This is a genomic window from Yimella radicis (assembly GCF_054778255.1).
This window is the reverse complement of the sequence record NZ_BAAGZR010000009.1, coordinates 463086-481479: the sequence shown is the minus strand read 5'-3', so window position 1 is coordinate 481479 and position 18394 is coordinate 463086. Positions and strand designations below refer to the sequence as shown.

19 protein-coding genes and 1 tRNA gene are annotated in these 18394 nt (G+C 66.2%); 13 read left to right on the top strand and 7 right to left on the bottom strand.

Translation table 11 applies throughout. The features are described from left to right. Positions 1 to 49: 49 nt before the first annotated feature. Entirely contained in the window at positions 50 to 697 is a 648-nt protein-coding gene (gene orn / locus ACYU8W_RS09385) for an oligoribonuclease (protein ID WP_499468574.1), read from the bottom strand. Between the two features lie 41 nt (positions 698 to 738). Here orn and ACYU8W_RS09380 point away from each other — a divergent pair, with 41 nt between their 5' ends. The 7 genes from ACYU8W_RS09380 (at position 739) to ACYU8W_RS09350 (ending at position 8704) form a co-directional block, all read left to right on the top strand. Then, a complete protein-coding gene (locus ACYU8W_RS09380) occupies positions 739 to 1953 on the top strand; it encodes a PrsW family intramembrane metalloprotease (protein ID WP_499468527.1) in 1215 nt (404 codons plus the stop codon). Positions 1954 to 1992: 39 nt separating this feature from the next. Beyond that, a tRNA-Arg gene (locus ACYU8W_RS09375) sits at positions 1993 to 2069 on the top strand. Between the two features lie 61 nt (positions 2070 to 2130). Next, complete coding sequence (locus ACYU8W_RS09370) at positions 2131 to 3843, top strand: dynamin family protein (RefSeq protein ID WP_499468525.1); 1713 nt, start codon at positions 2131 to 2133, stop codon at positions 3841 to 3843. Continuing rightward, positions 3840 to 5486, top strand: a complete 1647-nt coding sequence (locus ACYU8W_RS09365) for a GTPase family protein (RefSeq protein WP_499468523.1) — start codon at positions 3840 to 3842, stop codon at positions 5484 to 5486. Before ACYU8W_RS09370 ends, ACYU8W_RS09365 begins: the two co-directional genes overlap by 4 nt. Positions 5487 to 5616: 130 nt before the next feature. After that, positions 5617 to 6039 (top strand): single-stranded DNA-binding protein, encoded by a 423-nt coding sequence (locus ACYU8W_RS09360; protein WP_129624865.1) that lies wholly within the window; start codon positions 5617 to 5619, stop codon positions 6037 to 6039. Between the two features lie 56 nt (positions 6040 to 6095). Further along, positions 6096 to 7778 carry an energy-dependent translational throttle protein EttA gene (ettA, locus tag ACYU8W_RS09355; protein WP_499468521.1) on the top strand — a complete coding sequence of 561 codons (1683 nt, stop codon included), beginning with the start codon at positions 6096 to 6098 and terminating at the stop codon, positions 7776 to 7778. Between the two features lie 77 nt (positions 7779 to 7855). After that, positions 7856 to 8704 (top strand): DUF402 domain-containing protein, encoded by an 849-nt coding sequence (locus ACYU8W_RS09350; protein WP_499468519.1) that lies wholly within the window; start codon positions 7856 to 7858, stop codon positions 8702 to 8704. Positions 8705 to 8713: 9 nt separating this feature from the next. Here ACYU8W_RS09350 and ACYU8W_RS09345 read toward each other — a convergent pair whose 3' ends face one another. Together ACYU8W_RS09345 and ACYU8W_RS09340 are read right to left on the bottom strand one after the other, a co-directional pair. Beyond that, entirely contained in the window at positions 8714 to 9241 is a 528-nt protein-coding gene (locus ACYU8W_RS09345) for a GNAT family N-acetyltransferase (RefSeq protein ID WP_499468517.1), read from the bottom strand. After that, positions 9238 to 10005, bottom strand: a complete 768-nt coding sequence (locus tag ACYU8W_RS09340) for a class I SAM-dependent methyltransferase (RefSeq protein WP_499468515.1) — start codon at positions 10003 to 10005, stop codon at positions 9238 to 9240. The genes ACYU8W_RS09345 and ACYU8W_RS09340 overlap by 4 nt, the downstream gene beginning before the upstream one ends. Positions 10006 to 10147: 142 nt before the next feature. On the opposite strand from ACYU8W_RS09340, the gene ACYU8W_RS09335 reads away from it, so the two are divergent. Both ACYU8W_RS09335 and ACYU8W_RS09330 read left to right on the top strand, forming a co-directional pair. Continuing rightward, on the top strand, positions 10148 to 11764 hold the full coding sequence (locus ACYU8W_RS09335; RefSeq protein ID WP_499468514.1) for an HNH endonuclease signature motif containing protein: 1617 nt from the start codon (positions 10148 to 10150) through the stop codon (positions 11762 to 11764). Between the two features lie 155 nt (positions 11765 to 11919). Continuing rightward, positions 11920 to 12459 (top strand): GNAT family N-acetyltransferase, encoded by a 540-nt coding sequence (locus ACYU8W_RS09330; protein ID WP_499468512.1) that lies wholly within the window; start codon positions 11920 to 11922, stop codon positions 12457 to 12459. Here ACYU8W_RS09330 and ACYU8W_RS09325 read toward each other — a convergent pair whose 3' ends face one another. Beyond that, the gene (locus ACYU8W_RS09325) at positions 12460 to 13047 is read right to left on the bottom strand and encodes a GNAT family N-acetyltransferase (RefSeq protein WP_499468510.1); all 588 of its coding nucleotides are present in this window, start codon (positions 13045 to 13047) and stop codon (positions 12460 to 12462) included. Between the two features lie 122 nt (positions 13048 to 13169). Here ACYU8W_RS09325 and ACYU8W_RS09320 point away from each other — a divergent pair, with 122 nt between their 5' ends. Beyond that, positions 13170 to 13523, top strand: coding sequence for a MerR family transcriptional regulator (locus tag ACYU8W_RS09320; RefSeq protein WP_499468508.1), 354 nt, complete (start codon positions 13170 to 13172; stop codon positions 13521 to 13523). Here the strand turns inward: ACYU8W_RS09320 and ACYU8W_RS09315 are convergent. Together ACYU8W_RS09315 and ACYU8W_RS09310 are read right to left on the bottom strand one after the other, a co-directional pair. Then, on the bottom strand, positions 13484 to 14686 hold the full coding sequence (locus ACYU8W_RS09315) for an ABC-2 transporter permease (RefSeq protein ID WP_499468506.1): 1203 nt from the start codon (positions 14684 to 14686) through the stop codon (positions 13484 to 13486). The two genes, ACYU8W_RS09320 and ACYU8W_RS09315, sit on opposite strands and share 40 nt — an antisense overlap. Then, positions 14679 to 15314 carry a TetR/AcrR family transcriptional regulator gene (locus ACYU8W_RS09310; protein ID WP_499468504.1) on the bottom strand — a complete coding sequence of 212 codons (636 nt, stop codon included), beginning with the start codon at positions 15312 to 15314 and terminating at the stop codon, positions 14679 to 14681. Before ACYU8W_RS09310 ends, ACYU8W_RS09315 begins: the two co-directional genes overlap by 8 nt. 455 nt (positions 15315 to 15769) lie before the next feature. Here ACYU8W_RS09310 and ACYU8W_RS09305 point away from each other — a divergent pair, with 455 nt between their 5' ends. Continuing rightward, positions 15770 to 16171, top strand: a complete 402-nt coding sequence (locus ACYU8W_RS09305; protein WP_129624871.1) for a hypothetical protein — start codon at positions 15770 to 15772, stop codon at positions 16169 to 16171. A 110-nt stretch (positions 16172 to 16281) separates the two neighbouring features. On the opposite strand, the gene ACYU8W_RS09300 is transcribed toward ACYU8W_RS09305, so the two are convergent. After that, complete coding sequence (locus ACYU8W_RS09300) at positions 16282 to 17232, bottom strand: acyl-CoA thioesterase (protein WP_499468502.1); 951 nt, start codon at positions 17230 to 17232, stop codon at positions 16282 to 16284. Between the two features lie 48 nt (positions 17233 to 17280). Here ACYU8W_RS09300 and ACYU8W_RS09295 point away from each other — a divergent pair, with 48 nt between their 5' ends. Continuing rightward, positions 17281 to 17727, top strand: a complete 447-nt coding sequence (locus tag ACYU8W_RS09295) for an acyl-CoA thioesterase (protein WP_141927954.1) — start codon at positions 17281 to 17283, stop codon at positions 17725 to 17727. Then, positions 17724 to 18341 (top strand): DUF8185 domain-containing protein, encoded by a 618-nt coding sequence (locus ACYU8W_RS09290; protein ID WP_129624874.1) that lies wholly within the window; start codon positions 17724 to 17726, stop codon positions 18339 to 18341. Before ACYU8W_RS09295 ends, ACYU8W_RS09290 begins: the two co-directional genes overlap by 4 nt. The last annotated feature ends 53 nt before the right edge of the window (positions 18342 to 18394 follow it).

Genomic DNA, 18394 nt, shown 5'->3' with positions numbered 1-18394 from the left:
CGCGGACTATCCTACCTGCTCTCGGACAGTGCTTCTGACCAACCCCGGCTCAGCCGGATGTGGTCTCGCTTTCGTTCCCGACGACGTGCTTGGCGGCCAGCGCGCGGGCCGTCTTGGAGTCTGGCCCGGGCTGGGGCACGAACACCGCCTCGCGGTAGTAGCGCAGTTCGGCGATGGACTCGGTGATGTCGGCCAGGGCGCGGTGACCGCCGCCCTTCTTCGGCGCGTTGAAGTACGCGCGGGGATACCAGCGACGCGACAACTCCTTGATCGATGACACGTCGATGAGGCGGTAGTGCAGGTGGGCGGTCAGTTCCGGCATGTCGCGGGCCAGGAACGCACGGTCCGTGGCCACGGAGTTGCCGCCGAGCGGCCACTTGCCGGCTTCCGGGGCGTGCTGGCGGATGTACTCCAGCACCTGCTGCTCGGCTTCGGCCGTCGTCACGCCTTGGTCGAGTTCGTCGAGCAGCCCACTGCTGGTGTGCATGTCGCGGACGAACTCGTTCATCTGCTCGAGCGCGGTCGGCTCGGGCTTGATGAGGACGTCGATGCCGTCACCGATCTGGTTCAGCTCGAAGTCGGTGATCAGTACCGCGACCTCGATCAGGGCGTCCGCCTCGAGGTCGAGGCCGGTCATCTCGCAATCGATCCAGATGATGCGTTCGTTGCTCGTCTTGTCCTCACTCACACCCTGCAGCCTAGAGCCGCACGAAGCCGATCGTCGGTAGGGTCTTCGCCATGGGGATCCCACCGGACAGTGTCCGGACGCTGTCCAGAGCGCAGCTCGCACACCTCAACGGACGGCGTCCGCTGCTGCGTCGCGCCATCTCCTGGACCATCGGGATCGTCTTCTTCGGGCTCTGCCTCGCTGTGGTTCTGGCGAGTCTGCACGCTCAATCCGGGCTGACCGCAACGGTTCTGGGCATCGCGACAGGTTTTGTGGTGCTGGGCATCGTCGTACCGGTCTTCCTGTGGCTCGACCGGTTCGAACCCGAGCCGTGGGGAATGCTGCTGTTCGCGTTCCTGTGGGGGGCGTGCGTCGCGACGGTCGGTGCCGCACTGCTCAACGACATCGGTGGCTACCTGATCGGGGCGACGGCGGAGAACAACGCTCCGGTCGCCATTTTCGTCGCTCCGCCGGTCGAGGAGGCCCTCAAGGGTCTGGCACTCATCCTGCTGATCGTGTTCCGCCGCAAGGAGATCGACGGCATCGTCGACGGAATGGTCTACGCCGGCCTGTGTGCGGCCGGCTTCGCGTTCGTCGAGGACATTGTCTACCTCGCCAACGGCTATGCCGACTCCGGTGAAGAGGGCCTGTTCGGCACGTTCATCGTCCGGGTGTTGATGAGTCCGTTCGCACATCCAATGTTCACCATCTGCATCGGGATCGGCGTGGGGATCGCGGCCACATCCCGCGGATTCGCCATGCGCGTCCTGCCGCCGCTCATCGGCTTCGTCTGCGCCGTCATGTTGCACATGGGATGGAACGCGCTCGCGATCCTCGCCGAAGAGGGCTGGCTGCTCACCTACGTCCTGGTGCAGGTGCCGCTGTTCTGTTCATTCGTGGCTCTGTTGGTGATCGCCCGGCGCCGGGAGTCGGCCAAGATCGGCGAGCAGCTGTCGGGATACGTCGACAGTTCGTGGCTGTCTCCGCCCGAGGTACGGATGCTCGCGTCCATGTCGGAGCGCCGGTACGCGCGTGCCTGGGCGAAGTCCCACGGTGGCAAAACGCTCGAACTCCAGATGGAGCAGTTCCAGGACATCGCGAGCGAACTGGCCATGCTGCGCGCCCGGATCAACCGCGGCGACCACGGACCCGACTCGTTCGCACGTGAACACAAGCTGCTCGAAGCGCTGTGGATGTTGCGTCGCCCGTTCCTCGGCACACCGCTCTACCGGCACTACGAGTGGACGCCGATCGGTCGCCCGCCGATGCGCACCCCGCTGCGCTGACCGCGTCCACCGGCGGGTCGGTCTAGACTTCCCGCCGTTGCCCCCTTAGCTCAGCTGGATAGAGCAAGGGCCTTCTAATCCCTAGGTCGCAGGTTCGAGTCCTGCAGGGGGCGCCATCCGCAGGTTGGTCCATCGGTGTGGGCGTCCGGGGTCGCAGCGGACTCTAGACTCCTACCCGTGAGTCAAGTCCCTGATCCGTCCCGATTGCCTGCCGCTCTCGACCAACTGCGAGCAGCCGTCGAAGGTACGCACTTCCCGTTGGAGACCCCGCGTGCCGAGCAGGCCCGTGCCGGTCGTGGTGATCTGCTGAATCAGTTGCGCGACTACATCATTCCGCGCGCCAACTCCCTCGACGCGCCCTTGCTGGCGGTCGTCGGTGGGTCTACCGGCGCGGGCAAGTCGACCCTCGTCAACTCGATCGTGGGGGAGACCGTGACGACGCCCGGCGTGCTGCGACCCACCACGCGTGCATCGACGCTCATCCACCACCCCGACGACGCGCACTGGTTCACCACCAAGCGGATCCTGCCCGAGCTGGCCCGGCTGACCGGCGACTCCGCCGGAGCTCACGACCCGAACACGCTGCGACTTGTCGCCAGCGTTTCGGTGCCGCGCGGACTCGCGCTGCTGGATGCGCCCGACATCGACTCGGTCGTGTCCGCGAACCGTGACCTGGCCAGGCAGCTGCTCAGTGCCGCCGACCTCTGGATCTTCGTCACCACCGCCACCCGCTACGCCGACGCCGTGCCGTGGGAGTTGCTGCAGCAGGCGATCCACCGCGGGACGTCGGTAGCGGTCGTGCTCGACCGGGTGCCGATGGACGCGATGGAGGAGGTGCGTGCCGACCTCGCCGGGATGCTGATGGAGCGCGGACTCGGTCAGTCGCCGGTCTTCGCCGTTGCGGAGTCGACGTTGTCCAAGACCGGCATGCTTCCGGTCAGCGAGGTGACTCGCATCCGCGGGTGGCTGAGCTCCCTCGCTGCCGATGCTCACGCCCGTAGCATCGTCATCCGACGCACGCTCGACGGCGCGCTGGATTCCTTGAACGAACGCGGTCGGTCATTGCAGTCGCTGTCGCAGGAACAGCGTTCTGCCGCAGACGAATTGCGTCAGGCTCCGCAGCAGGCGTACTCCGCAGCGCTCGATGGCGTGAAGGAAGGCGTCCAGGACGGTTCGTTGCTGCGTGGCGAGGTGCTCGCGCGTTGGCAGGAGTTCGTCGGCACGGGAGAACTGCTGCGCCAGCTCGAAGCAGGCGTCGGGCGCATGCGAGACCGGGTCGTCGGAGCACTGCGTGGACGCGGGCGTGCCGAACCCGCCGAGAACCTCGGCGAGGCCTTGCATTCCGGCGTCGCAGCCCTGCTGGTCAACCACGCGGAGACCGCGGCGATCACCTCGGCGCGGGCTTGGCGCACCACTCCCGGCGGGGCGCCGATCATCGAGAAGTATCGCGAACTGGGCTCTGCTTCAAAGGGATTCGGAGAACAGGTGGAGCGTGCGGTTCGCGACTGGCAGGGCGACGTGATGGACATGGTGCGTGAAGAAGCAGGTTCGCGGCGCACCACCGCACGGTTCCTCGCCTTCGGTGTCAACGGCATTGCAGTCATGCTCATGCTCATCTCGTTCTCCGCGACCGCCGGCCTGACCGGGGCCGAGGTCGGCATCGCCGGTGGATCGGCGGTGCTCGCGCAGCGACTGCTCGAAGCGATCTTCGGTGATCAGGCGGTGCGCACGCTCAGCGCGAAGGCGCGTCGCCTGCTCCTGGAGCGCACCACAGAACTCTTCGAGGCCGAGGAGCAGCGGTTCGAGAAAGTGCTGTCGGATGAGATCGGCCAGGCGTCCACGGACGACCGGATCGGCCCGGCGCTCGCGGCAGTGAAGGCGGCACGATGAGCCCCGATCTGTTCAAGCGGAAGTCTGGCGGAGTCGTCAGCAACGACGCGCTGCAGCAGCGTGGCAAGGCGCTGGAGACAGCGATCGAGCACGGCGGTGAGCGACTCCCGGCGTCCAATGTCGCGGTTGTTCGCGACCTGGAGCGCAAGGTCGCCGAACGCAGTGGCATTGCCGGTGGACGCACGGTCGTCGCACTTGCCGGAGCGACCGGAAGCGGCAAGTCCAGCCTGTTCAATGCGCTTGTCGGCGAACCGGTTTCGAGGATCGGTGCACGGCGTCCGACCACCTCTCAGGCCGCCGCTGCGGTCTGGGGGGAGGAGCCGTCCGGTCCGCTGCTCGACTGGGTCGGGGTGGGAGCCCGGCACCAGGTGCCGCTCGCCGCACCGACCACCGGGGCGCTCGACGGTCTCGTGCTGCTCGATCTTCCCGACTTCGACTCCAACGTCATCGCGCACCGGCACGAGGCCGACCGCGTCCTGAAGCTGTCGGATGTCTTCATCTGGGTCACCGACCCGCAGAAGTACGCCGACGCCGTCCTGCACGACGACTACATCCGCACGATGGCCGGCCACGCGGCGGTGACGATCGTCGTCCTCAATCAGATCGACCGGCTTACCCGCGAGGCGGCCAAGGCCTGCATCGCCGACCTGGAGAAGCTGCTGGAGCGTGATGGTCTGAGCGGGGTGAAGGTGCTCGCCACCTCGGCCGCCCAGGGCATCGGCCTGGACGAGCTGCGCACCACCCTGGGAAAGGTCGTCGCCCACCGCAATGCCGCCAACCAGCGGCTGGCGGCCGACCTGCGTGTGCAGGCGGTCGAGTTGCGCAAGCACGTCGCCGACACCGAGCCCGAACTCGGGCGCAAAACGGGTGACGAACTCACCGATGCCCTCGCCAAGGCCGCGGCCGTGCCGGTCATCGGTCAGGCTGTCGAACGCGATTACCGGCAGCGCGCTGCCGCGCACGGCGGGTGGCCGTTCACCCGGTGGGCCAACAAGTTCCGCCCGGCGCCGCTTTCTCGCCTGGGCCTGGACAAGGTCGCCTCGCAGCTGACCCGGTCCGAGGGGCAGCGTGCTCTCGGCCGTTCCTCGCTGCCGCCCGCCTCGCCGGCGGCTCTGGCGGCGGTGGACCTGGCGACTCGCCGGCTCGGTGAGCGGGCCGCCGAGGGGCTCCCGCAGTCTTGGGCGGACGCGGTGTACGACGCCGCGCCGCCGCAGAACGACGACCTGCGCGACTCGCTCGACCAGGCGGTGATGGGTACCAAGCTGCGCGATCGTGACCCGGTCTGGTGGACCGTGTTCTCGATGCTGCAGTGGCTCTTTGCGGCGGTCGCCCTCGCCGGTCTGCTGTGGCTGCTGCTGCTGGCAGGTCTTGGCTTTGCTCAGATTCAGCTCGATGTGCCCACGTGGGGCTGGATCCCGATCCCGGTGCTCATGCTCGCGGGCGGGCTCCTGCTCGGGCTGTTGCTTGCGGTGCTCTCGCGTTTCCTCGCCGCCAAGGGCGGACGTCGTCGGCGCGCTGCCGCCGAACGCCGCCTGCGCGACGCAGTGTCCGAGGTCGGTGAGATCAAGTTGGTGGCGCCCGTGCGAGCCGTGCTCGCCGAGCACCGGGCGACTCGCGAGGCGCTCGACCAGGCGGCACGCTGAGTTCTCCACAGCCCACGATCGAGGCCGCCGTCGTCCACACCCGGACGGCGGCGACTTTCGCATCCCCGCGCCCGGGACGAAAGTTCGACCAGGCCGAACGGTCGGCCGGCAACCCTCGAAGGGGAGAACCATGGGCAACCACGCAACTGTCACCATCACCGGCAACCTCACCGCCGACCCGCAGGTGCACGACTTCGACAGCGGATCGCGCAAGGCGAGGTTCGCCGTCGCTTGTACTCCGTCGACCCGTGACAAGGAGACGGGCGGGTACCGCGACCTGTCGACCACGTTCTACGACGTCGACTGCTGGAACCACCTCGCGCAGAACGTCATGAGTTCACTGCACAAGGGCGACCCGGTGATCGTCACCGGTCGAATCAGTGTCGACTCCTGGCAGGGCCAGGACGGCGGCCAGCGGCAGAAGGTCGTCGTCACCGCGTCCACCGTCGGGCATGACCTCAGCCGCGGCACCGCCCAGTTCCGACGTCCCCAGCGGGAGGAGCCAAGCGAGGTCGGACAGGAGCAGATGCAGCGCGAGGGCGTGCCGGCCTGACCACGGGTGCGGCGTTCGATTGGGAGGGCGCCGCGCCCACCGATAGCCTGACGGGCATGGCTGAGTTCATTTACACCATGACCAAGGCGCGCAAAGCCGTCGGCGACAAGGTCATCCTCGACGACGTGAGCATGTCGTTCTTCCCCGGCGCCAAGATCGGCGTCGTCGGCCCGAACGGCGCGGGCAAATCGACCATTTTGAAGATCATGGCCGGACTCGACCAACCGTCCAACGGCGAGGCTCGTCTGTCGCCCGGTTACAGCGTCGGCATCCTGTTGCAGGAACCGCCGTTGAACGAGGAGAAGGACGTTCGCGGCAACGTCGAAGAAGGCATGGGTCAGATCAAGAAGGATCTCGACCGCTTCAACGAGATCTCCGAGGAGATGGCCCAGCCCGACGCCGACTTCGACTCCCTCATGGAGGAGATGGGCAAGCTCCAGGAGAAGATCGACAACGCCGACGCCTGGGATCTCGACTCCCAGATCGAGCAGGCGATGGACGCCCTGCGCTGCCCGCCGCCGGACGCTGACGTGACCGTGCTCTCCGGTGGTGAGCGTCGCCGCGTGGCACTGTGCAAGCTGCTGCTGTCCAAGCCCGACCTGCTGCTGCTCGACGAGCCCACCAACCACCTTGACGCCGAGTCGGTCACCTGGCTGGAACAGCACCTTGAGGCCTACCACGGTGCCGTTCTCGCCGTGACTCACGATCGGTACTTCCTCGACAACGTTGCGCAGTGGATCTGTGAGGTCGACCGCGGTCGCCTCTACCCCTACGAGGGCAACTACTCCACCTACCTGGAGAAGAAGCAGGAACGCCTGCAGGTGCAGGGCAAGAAGGACGCCAAGCTCGCCAAGCGTCTGAAGAACGAACTCGAGTGGGTCCGCTCGAACGCCAAGGCTCGCCAGACCAAGAGCAAGGCTCGTCTGGCGCGCTACGAGGAGATGGCGGCCGAGGCCGACCGCACTCGCAAGCTCGACTTCGAGGAGATCCAGATCCCGCCGGGCCCGCGACTGGGTGCACAGGTGATCGAGGTCAAGAACCTCAAGAAGGGCTTCGGCGACCGCACTCTCATCGATGGACTGTCGTTCACGTTGCCCCGCAACGGAATCGTCGGCGTCATCGGTCCGAACGGTGTCGGAAAGACCACCCTGTTCAAGACGATCGTCGGCCTCGAGGAGCCGGACGGCGGAGAGGTGAAGGTCGGCGACACCGTCAACATCTCCTACGTCGACCAGAGCCGCGGCGGCATCGATTCGGAGAAGACCCTGTGGGAGGTCGTCTCCGACGGGCTCGACCACATCCAGGTCGGTCAGGTCGAGATCCCGTCGCGTGCGTACGTGTCGCAGTTCGGTTTCAAGGGCCCCGACCAGCAGAAGAAGGCCGGCGTGCTCTCCGGTGGTGAGCGCAACCGCCTCAACCTGGCGTTGACCCTCAAGCAGGGCGGCAACCTGTTGCTGCTCGACGAGCCGACCAACGACCTGGACGTCGAGACCCTCGGTTCGCTTGAGAACGCGCTGCTCGACTTCCCGGGCTGCGCCGTGGTCATCAGCCACGACCGGTGGTTCCTCGACCGCGTCGCGACGCACATCCTTGCCTACGAAGGCGATGAGGTGAACCCGGCCAAGTGGTACTGGTTCGAGGGCAACTTCGACTCCTACGAGGAGAACAAGATCGAGCGCCTCGGTGCCGAGGCGGCGCGTCCGCACCGCGTCACTTACCGCAAGCTGACGCGCGACTGACCTCGAGTCAGCACAACGCGCGCCCCGGAACCACACGGTTCCGGGGCGCTCGTTTCGTTCGGGGTAGGTTCGTGGCCGTGAGACTTCCCATCGGATCGACCGACGTCACGCCCAGTGGTGGAACGATCACTCTGATCGGACGCCGCGGCGAGGGGTGGGAGCCGATCGTCGCTGATCCGATCCCGGTGGCGGAGGCGATCGAGTTGTGCCGCGCCGAGGCGGACGTGCGAGACCGCACCGGGACCGTTCTCGTGGTGGACGACGGAACGAGCAAACGATTCCCGTTCGGCCAGGAGATCACTTGGCACTACAGCCGCAGCATCGACACAGCCCGGGTCGTCGCGGACGATGCCGACTCCCTCGTCGCATGGATCCCTAGCGGCGCCGCCGGTCTTGCCGCCGTCGGAATCGACGACCGCCGGGCGCGGGAGGTCCCCATCGAGCAACGGTTCACGTTGCCGTGGAAGATGGCCGAGCGGTCCTGGACAGGACACGGTGTGCTGCGGGTTGCGCCGGTCGGGATGCCCTGGTCGGTGTGGTATTTCTGGTCGGGCGAGGGGCAGTTCGATGGCTGGTACGTCAATCTGGAACTCCCGCATTCCCGTCCGGTCACCGGTGAAGATCGAACGCATTCGTCCGACCTCGTTCTCGACCTGTGGGTCGACGCCGGACGGGACGGCACGCAGGACGTCTGGCTCAAGGACGCAGACGAACTCGACGCCGCCGTGGCCCAAGGCCGCTACACACCCGAGCAGGCCCACGCCGTCCGATCGATCGGCGAACACGCAGTGCGCACGATGATCGAGCCATCGTCCGCACCTCTGTCCCAGCCTTGGCACGTCTGGCTGCCGCCGGAAGAACTCGATCGGCCGTTGCTGCTCCCTGACACCGAGATCGTCCGTCGCACAAGGGAACTGACTGGCTGAGCCGGCGAATCAGCCCAGTTCGTCGAAGGACGGCGGGTAGACGACCCTTCCCTGCAGTGACATGTCCTCCGGGTCGTACCTGCTCAGGAGGTAGACCTGGGCGGCCTCGTGGGGAGCCCAGTCCGGAATCGGGAGCGACAGTCCGTGATCGCCGGCGAAGACAAACCCGCGCTTGCCGTAGAAGGACGGGGATCCTTCGAGCACGACCAGCGGCTCGCCCGCCTCATCGGCGGCCTGGATAGCAGCCGTGATCAACGCCGAACCGATGCCGTGCTTCTGGTGGGACGGCAGGACGGCGAGCGGCGAGAGCATGAGGATCTCGCGATCCCCGTGTTCGCCACGGACCCAGCAACCGTCGATCATGACGTGGCCGACGATCTGGTCATCCTCGACCGCGACCAGCGCCATGTCAGGTCGGTACTCGCTACCGGCGCGGATGCGATCGACCAGGTCGGCCTCGGCATGCGACTCGAATGCCTCGGTCACGACCTTCCGGATCGCGGGGAAGTCGGCTGGGGTCTCGGGTCGGATGATCATTGTCGAACTCCTTTGAGCCAGAATCGCTTTCGAGTCATTGTGATCAGTCCGCCGGAACTTCGTCGGTGGAGGTCGAGCAGTCGATCCTGGTACCGGTCGACGCTGAAGTCGTCGGGTGTCTCCCATGGCACGAGTTGCAGGTAGGCGAGCAGCGCAGCGACATCTTCGAAGGTGTAGACGCCGACGTGTTCGGCCCCGTCGACCGCCGAGAAGCCGGCGTCCTGCAGTTCTTCTCGGAACTGTGCGAAGTTCACGTGGGGGAGGGCTGCAGCCTGGCCGAACCACCCGCCGATCTCCGCGCACTCGTCGCCGCCGACCTGCTGGGTCAGCACGGTGCCGCCCGGCGCAATCACGCGTGCCAACTCATGAGGCGAGTACGACTCGTGGCGGTTGAGGACCAAGTCGAAACGGTCGTCGGCGAACGGCATTCGCACCGAGTCGACGTCCTCGTCCGGCGCGCCGTACTCGATGACCTCGATGCCGTGCGGGGCGAGATTGCGCTGTGCGACAGAGATATTCGGCTGCCAACCCTCAGTAGCGGTGGTGTCGATGGGAAGAAGAGCGGCGAACCGGAGGAGGTACTCGCCACCGCCGGTCCCCATGTCGAGTACGTGCTGAGCACAGCTCAGAGCCTGCCGGTACTGAGCGTCGAGATCCCACGGCTCCTGCGACTGCGACATCCGGTCGTCCAAGGACGAGAAGTCCCAGCCCTCGGGTTGTTCGCGTTCTTCGGCTCGCCAGCGCTCCAGCAGCTGTCCATCCACGGACACTGTCTATCAACCGCTGCCCCGGGCAGCGACCGATATTTGGACGAAGAGCGCACGTCTCGGTTGAATTCCTTCCCTTGCGCGCCCGGCCGAAACCGAGGTGACGGAGGTTGTCGGTGGTCCCGCCTAGAGTCTTCGTATGAGCATCAGCTACGAGTTCTACGAACCGGAGTCTCCGGTGGAATTCGTTCTGCTGGAATCGATCTCGGCTCACAAGCAGCGCTTGTTGAACCAGCTTCTGAACGCTTTGGGGTCACCCGCGGAGATGCTGACGTTCGCGAACCGGATCTCCCGGGAAGCATTCCACCGGCTCGAGACCGACGCCGTGCGCAACACCGGGTCCATCGCCACCGCTCGGCCTGTCGATGTCGATGACCATCGCATGCTCGAGAAAGCAGTGACCGGTTCCACCCAGTTGGCATCGATCTCCCAAGCCGTGCAGGCCATGGCCATGGCCAGGTACGCAGCGATCGATGAAGAGCTGGTCGATTCCGACACCGGGGTCACCGCCAAGGTCGAACACCCGCTCGGACACCAAGCGCCATTCGCCGACACCGACCTGGCGGCTGCCTGTCAGATGGCTCCCCGCACTGCGTCGAGCAAGATGAGCAACTCCATCGATGCATGCACCAAAACGCCCGGTCTGTTGGCGGCCGCGGTCGAGGGTTCAATCCCGTACTGGAAAGTCAGCCTCGTTGCCTCAGAATTGGTGAGCGCCTCACCCGAAACCTCTCACCGGGTCGAGCAGCACCTGCTCGACACGAAAGGCTTCGACAGCTGGGGTTACCTGAAGGTGAAGACCGCCGCGCGGGCGCTGGTGACCCAGTGGGAAGAGGAAGCCGCGAAGAAGACCCGCCAGAAGGAAGCCAAAGAAGCCACCGGTGTGTGGGTGCGTCCCTCCGACATTGCCGGGATGGCCGAGCTGTGCGCCGTCGGGCCGGCCGACCAGATCGCCCGCATCTACGGAGCCGTGGACCAACTCGCTGACCAACGCGGCAAGAACCCGACCGCAAGTGAGGGCAGCGAGACCGGTGAGTCGAAGCCGACGCTCGCGCAACTGCGCCTCGGCGCGTTGCACGACCTCGTCACCCAAGGTGCTCACGTCAGCTACCAGGTCGTGATTCAGGTCCCTGTCGTGCGCGAGGAACGTGAGGAACAGGCCGCCACGGCTGCAACGAAACGTGCCACCGACGACCCGGAACACGAGCCCGAGGCGTCCCCGGACGACGGGTCACCACCACCCGGACAGTCCACCTCATCACCGCGAGGCCCGGACGACGACTTTGAATTCGCTTCAGAAACAGGTGAAACCGCCCGGGCGTACAAAGCCGGTTGGGCACGGATCGCCGGGATCGGGTTCATCCCACCCGAAGTCCTCGATGCACTGATCGAGCAGGTCGGTTGCCGCCTCACCCGGGCACTGGTCGACGCCGACACCGGAGTCACCTGTGAAACCTCGACAACCGCGTACGAGCCCACGCCGCGGATCAGGGAGTTCGTGCAACAACGCGACCAGACCTGCCGGTTCCCCATGTGCACCCGCGCCGCCATCAGGTGCGACATCGACCACGTCATCGAATCGCCCCAAGGGCCGACTGCCGGGCACAACCTCGCCGCACTCTGCCGCCACCACCACGACGCGAAGACCAAGAAGCACTGGGACTACGAGATGAGCGACGACGGAGTCTGTACCTGGACCTCCCTCACCGGCCGCACATATGTCACCTACCCAGACTCCGTGCACGACGCTTCATGAATCAGTCCCGTATGGTCGGGTAGCCGTTCAGGTCACCGGGTTTCGGCGCATGCGCCCTCCTTCGTCGGGCGCATGGCTCAACCGGCGGTTCAGGGACGGCTCAGTGCCAGCCTTCGTCCACCCGCAGGGCCCTCTCCGAGCGGCATAGTGGGTCCGTGCTCACCGACCACATGCCGCTCATCGAGACCGACTCGATCCGACTCCGACAGTTCGCACCCAAAGATTCGTCGCTGGTCGCGTCAGTGAGCGATGATCCACTGATTCCGCTGATCACCACGGTCCCGAGCAATCCTGAGCCGGCCGAACTGGAGGCCTACCTGGCGCGTCAGCACGGACGATTCTCCCAGGGGTGGGGTTACTCGTTCGCGATCGCTGATCGCGACACCGACGAGGCCGCGGGCCAACTGAGCCTGGCGCTACGAAACCTGAGCTTCGGCCGAGCATCGGTGGGGTACTGGATCGCACCGGCGCAGCGACGTCAGGGACGCGCGCGGGCAGCTCTGGCCGCGATAACGGACTGGGCGCTCCGATTCGATCAGGTGCATCGACTGGAGTTGTATGTCGAGCCGTGGAACGAAGGTTCCTGGCGTACCGCCGAAGCCTGCGGCTACGAACGTGAAGGGCTGCTCCGCAGCTGGGAATGGGTCGGCGACCAGCGTCGCGACATGTACCTGTACAGCCGGATCGCCGGTTGATCACCGGTGGCGCAGACGGTGCTCCAGGTTGGCCTTGACCGACGGCCACTCGTGAGCGAGCACCGAGTAGACGACGGTGTCGCGCAGCGCCCCGTTGCGTTCCACCTTGTCGGCGCGCAGGACGCCGTCGAGCCGCGCGCCGAGTCGCTCGATCGCGGTACGGGACTGCTGGTTCGACCAGCTGGTCTCGTATCGCACTGCGGCGCAACCCAGAACGTCGAAAGCGTGCGTCATGAGCAGCAGCTTCGACTCCGGGTTCGTGCCCGAGCCATGGGCCGATTCACGATTCCACGTGTACCCGATCGACAGTCGCGGTACGTCGTGCCGGATGTCGTAGAACGAGGTCATGCCCAGAACCGCGTTGTCCTGCAACCGAACCGCAACGAACGGAACCATTGTTCCAGCATCCCGCATCGCCAACCGTTGCTCGATCATCGGCGCGACACCGTCCGCGGCGGGGGCGGACGTGTACCAGCGGTCCCACATCTGACCGTCCTGCGTCCCCTCCACCAAACCGTCGTGATGATCGAGGGACAACGGTTCGAGCCGTACCAGGCGTCCGGTCAGCGTGACGGGTGACAGATCCATGTCGCCGATTCTCGCAGCGGACTTGACCCTCACGCGACGTCAACCCCGGAAGGTCGTCCCATGACGGAATCGATGAACGATCCGAGGACGGTCGAAGAGGTGGCTGGTTCTCTCGGCTCACGGTGCGAACGCTGCACCACTACGACCGCATCGGACTGTGCGTGCCGAGCGAGCGCTCGCTGGCCGGCTACCGCTTGCACACCGAGGATGATCCGCAGCGGCTGCAGCAGGTCGTGGTGTATCGGCGGCTGGAGGTGGCCGAGCAGCGCTGGGGCGACGCGCGCAGCCGGTCCTTGTGGCGGTTACGAGGCTCACCGCGGATGCACCGGAGCGCTTCCACGTCGTCGAACCCGACACGTACTACCGCGCCAGTTTTGCCTGCTTCGCTGTGGCGTTGCAGGTCGCGCTCCGGTCGTGAGCACGTAGGCTCTGTGCCTCAGTCGGCCTGGTCCATCGGTCGCCGAATGCCCCAGTAGGTGTTGTTGGCTGCGAGCAGGAAGACCAGCAGGCCGACCGCGAGCCACCAGGCCATGGCTGAGAGGTGGAAGCCGAGGCTGTAACCGTCGAGGTAGACGACGCTGCGAACGGCGTCGACTCCTGCACCGTTCGGCAACCACTGACCCATGAAGCGCCACGGCTGGGGAAGGACCTCGTAGTTGAAGGCCCCGCCGGCGGAGGGGTTGCCCAACACGACGAACAGCAGGATCGCGATCCCGACGCCGACAACGCCGAAGACTGCCTCCATGCCCATGGTGAAGATCGAGGCGGTCGCCGACAGCAACATCCCGATCGCGGCCAGCTGCCAGTAGTGGCCGGTCAGTGCGCCGAGCCACTGGTCGACGATCAGGGTGCCGAGTAGTCCGGCAAGCACTGCATAGACCGCGCACAGCGCCAGACGCCACAGCATGCGCCGGAAGTTGCGGGCCTTGCCGCCTCGGCTCAGACCCACTAGTGAAGCCATCAGGTAACCGCCGACCAGCCAGCCGGTGACCAGGTAGAAGCCGGTGATGCCACGACTGTCTCCGGGTTGCACCGGCGCGATGTCCGTCATCTGTACCGAGCGCCCCTGCTTGGCGGCCACCTGCTGGAAGATGAGCTCGACTGCTGCCGCGTCCGATGATCCGGCGGAGGACGCGACCAGAAGGGTGTCGGTGTTCCCGTTGGGGTTGAACAGGTAGACGCCTTGGCGGCGCCGTTCGGTGAGCATCTTCTTCGCGGTGGCCTGGTCGGTCTCAGCGTAGGCGTACACCGGCTTCCCGGGGATCGCGTTCAGTTGGTTGGCGACGTAGGACTGCCAGTTGTGGTCGGAGATCACGCTGACCTGGAGTCCGTGCGGCTGCTGCTGGTGGAAGGCGCCCACATAGGAGGCGATGAAACCCAGGTGCAGGAGGAAGGCTCCGATGATGAGCCCGAGAGAGGAGATGCCGAAGATGTCGCGCAGACGCTCACGGACCGGTTCGTCGGCGCTGCGTTCGTAGCCCGGACGGGGGCCGTCGGTAAGGGCCGGCGACGACCCCACCGGCGTCGTTTCCTTCGGTGGGGCGTCGCCTGCGTACTGTGTGTCCTCGCCTGGCACCTGCTCGTCCTCGGCGGGGGCCAGGTGTCGGGGAGTCTGGTCGGGGGTGGGGAGCTCAGGCATGGGTGCTCGATTCGTTGCGGGGCAGGCAGGCTTCGATGAGATGTTCGACCCGTTCGTCCATGTCGTCGGCGCGGATGATACGCCGGTCGCGTGCCCGGTTGGCTTCGAACAGGACACCCGCGAACAGCATGGTGGCTGCCTCCGCGGCTCGTGTGCTTCCGGCTTCAGCAAGTAAGCGGGCCATCGCCGTTTCAAGATCGGCGACGAGGGAGAGCACGGCTTGGCGGTGGGGGCCGGGTTGGCCGAACAGGAGTTCTCGGGCCACGGCGACCGTTGTGGCCGGCTCACGCAGTGCGATGTCGACGAATGGTGCCAGCAGGTGTCGCAGCGCACGTACAGGATCGCCTGGCGGTGCCGACTGGATCGTCGAAGGTACGAAGTGCGACCAGCGGTCGGCGGTGACCATCATCAAGAGTTCGGCCTTCGTGGCGGCGTACGTGAACAAGGTTCCGATAGCGACGCCGCCGTCCTGTGCGACGTTGGCGACGGTCATCCGGTCGTAACCGTTTTCGGCGAGCTGCGCCTGCGCAGCGACGAGGATCGCGGCACGCTTGCGGGACTTCGCTGCTTCACGGCGCCCACCCGGAACGGGTTTACTTCGATGCGGGGCCTGTGTGGTCGATGGCACCTCCTGAGCATACGCCAATAGCAGTAGCGTACTCAGAAATGAGTTCGCTCAGTTTGAGTGATGTTGGAGGAGGCCATGCACTACAGCAGCGGGAACTAGGAAACCTCCGCCCGGCCGCGACCGCCGGAGGGGGCCCGAGAACCGCCGCGGGTCTACCCGCTGTTCGTCGGCGTCCCGGAGGTTTTCGCCACGACATGCGACATTCGCGCCCCGGATCAAAGCGACCGCAGCACTGCGCGACGGGGACAAGATCCAGTTGCGCGGCCCGACGAGGTTGCGCAGGAAAGTCCTACGCCGCCTTGACCCACACGGGTCGGGCGTTTGCTGCGTGAATCAGGCCTCATCTCAGCAAGCGGCCGGGTCGACCAAGGCGCCAATCTCCACCGCAGGACATCCCACCAGCGGACCCTACCCGCTGGTAGGATCGCCGCGTCCACCGCAAGGAGAAGGATCCCATGGCAGAGCGCACCCGCACCCCACTGAACGAACGTCCAGGCTTCCACCACGTGGCCGCCGCCACCTGGCTGCTCATCGACATCGGTGCCCTAGTGATCCTGGTGGGCATGCTGGCCATCTTCCAGCCGCAGAAGGGCCTGCTGCCCGACCCGGCCTGGCTGACCGACCCGATCGCCGGATGGGTAATCGGTAACATCCTCGGGATCCTGGCCTACAAAGTCGTCTTGAAGCTGCACCCGGCCGCCATCGCCGCAATCGCGCTGATTGCCGTGGCACTCTCACCGCTAGTGTTCGTGAAGTACACCGCCATGGGCGCCTTCATCGCCGGCCTCGCGATCGGCATCGCCGCCGGCAGCCTCTACTGGCGCGCGCACAAGGACGCCCCGGCGACGCTGCTCTGATCCCGTATGCCGGCAGTGGGTGCGTGACGCGATCGAGGCAAATGCAGTCCGCTGAGTTGCGTTCGAGATCGAAAAGGCCCGCTGCACCAGAGCGGGTCCTGTCGACTTCCTCAGTCCTGCTTCAGGCGCAACATGCCCTCCTGCGCGACCGTGCATAGCAGCGTCCCGTCGATACCGTAGAGACGACCCATGCCCAAGCCGCGCCCACCGGAGGCCGACGGCGACTCCTGCTGGTAGAGCAGCCATTCGTCGATTCGCCCGGGACGGTGGAACCACATCGAGTGGTCCAGGCTGGCTGCGCGCAGGCGCGGGTCCGACCACACCAAACCGTGCTTGCGAAGCACCGACTCGAGCAGCGTGTAATCGGAGGCATACGCCATCACGGCGGCGTGGATCAGTGGGTCCTGTGGCAACTGCGTGATCGTCTTCATCCAGACGTTCTGTGCCGCGTACTTCTGTCGGCCCGGTTGGAAGAACAGCGCCCCCTCGACTGTGCGGACATCGATCGAGCGACTGCGCCAGTGGTCGGCCGCCGGGTGGTCGATGCCCTCGAGCTCCTGCGGCGTGGTGCGCACCCGGTCGGGCTCAGGCACCGATGGCATCTCCGACTGATGTTCCAGCCCCTCGGCCGGCACCTGGAAGGACAAGGTCGCCGACAGCAACGTCTGACCGTTCTGCATCGCGTACACCCGGCGGACCGAGAACGACCGCCCGTCGCGCAAGTTCTCGACGGCGAAACTGATCGGCTTGAGCGAGTCACCCGGGCGGATGAAGTAGGCGTGCAGGGAGTGGATGGGGCGCTCGTCGAGCCCGGCGTTCGCGCGGATGGAGAGACCCGCGGCCATGACCGACTGAGCCAGCACCTGACCGCCGAATGCACGCTTGTGCGGGGTCTCCTGGCTGCGACCGACGTACAAGTCCATCTCGTGGCTGTGGTTGTCGTCCGGGTCGGTGGACGCGTCCAGCGGGCCGAAGCGCGTGGTTCCCTCGTGCTTGAGGTCGAGTACATCGAGCAGGTCCGCGACGGCGTCGAGGTCAGGGGTGTCGCCGGAAGAAGTCACGCCGACACTCTAGCGACCCACGGGTAGGGCACTTGCGATGATGGACCCATGCCGAAACGTCCGTACTACATCGACGTGCCGTTGCGCTGGTCCGACATGGACGCCAACCGCCACGTCAACAACGTCCAGTACCTCCGCCTGCTGGAGGAGGCGCGTGTGCTCGGCATGCGCGACTGGTTCGGCGATCTCGGCCACGACAAGCAGCCGTTGCTGGTGGCGCGCAGCGAGATCGACTACCTGCAGCAGCTGCCGTACCGCGGTCCGACGATCACCATCGCGATGTGGGTGTCGCGTATCGCGGGTGCCTCGTTCGACCTCGCCTACGAGGTGCTCTCCTGCCGCGACGAAGACGCAACCGTGTATGCCCGCTCGGAGGGAACGCTGGTCACCTTCGACGTCGAGACCCAGCGACCCACCCGCATTTCGCCCGAGATGCGCGCCGACCTGGAGAAATTCTTCGGTGATCCGGTGCCGATGAAGCGCCGCACCCGATGACCACGCTCCACTTCGAGGATCAACGATCGGCGGACGACTTCGCGACCTTCATCCGGCGGGCATTGCGTGTGGCCCCCGATGGTGCCCTGCGACTGCAGGCCTCCGGCACGGTGCTGGCGTCCTGGGTCGAGGTTCTGCCCGGACGCAGTCTCACTCATACCGGACTGACCCTGGGCCTGCGGGTGCAGCGGCTCACCCAGCCCGCCGACCTCGACATCGCTGTGGCGCTTGTTTCCGTGCGCGACCGTCTGGCACGCGGCGTCGAGACTGTGTTTTCCGTTCCGCCGCAACAGGTTTCGGCGCCCTGGCTGGGTATCTCCGCGCCTCGATCAGGCTGGGAGCCCGCAGCGACCATCGCCGTCGCGCGCCTGCAGGAGATCGCACGTGAGGGCATCGCCGAGGTCGCCGCGGGCACTCCGGTCGTCGCCGGTGCAGCCGCGGTCGCGAACCTCCGCGAACGCGTGTGGGGACGTGTTCCAGAGGAAGGCATGCCTGCGGGCGCAGCGTTCGCCGCCGACGCACTCGGCTTCCTCGTCGGTGACGAAGCGTCGTGGCATCGGTGCGGTCGATGGGGACGCCTCAGCACCCCGGCAGGGTTCGTGCTGACCCGCTGAAACGAAGAATCCGCGCGAACCGACGGGGGTCCGCGCGGATTCCGAGGCGGCCG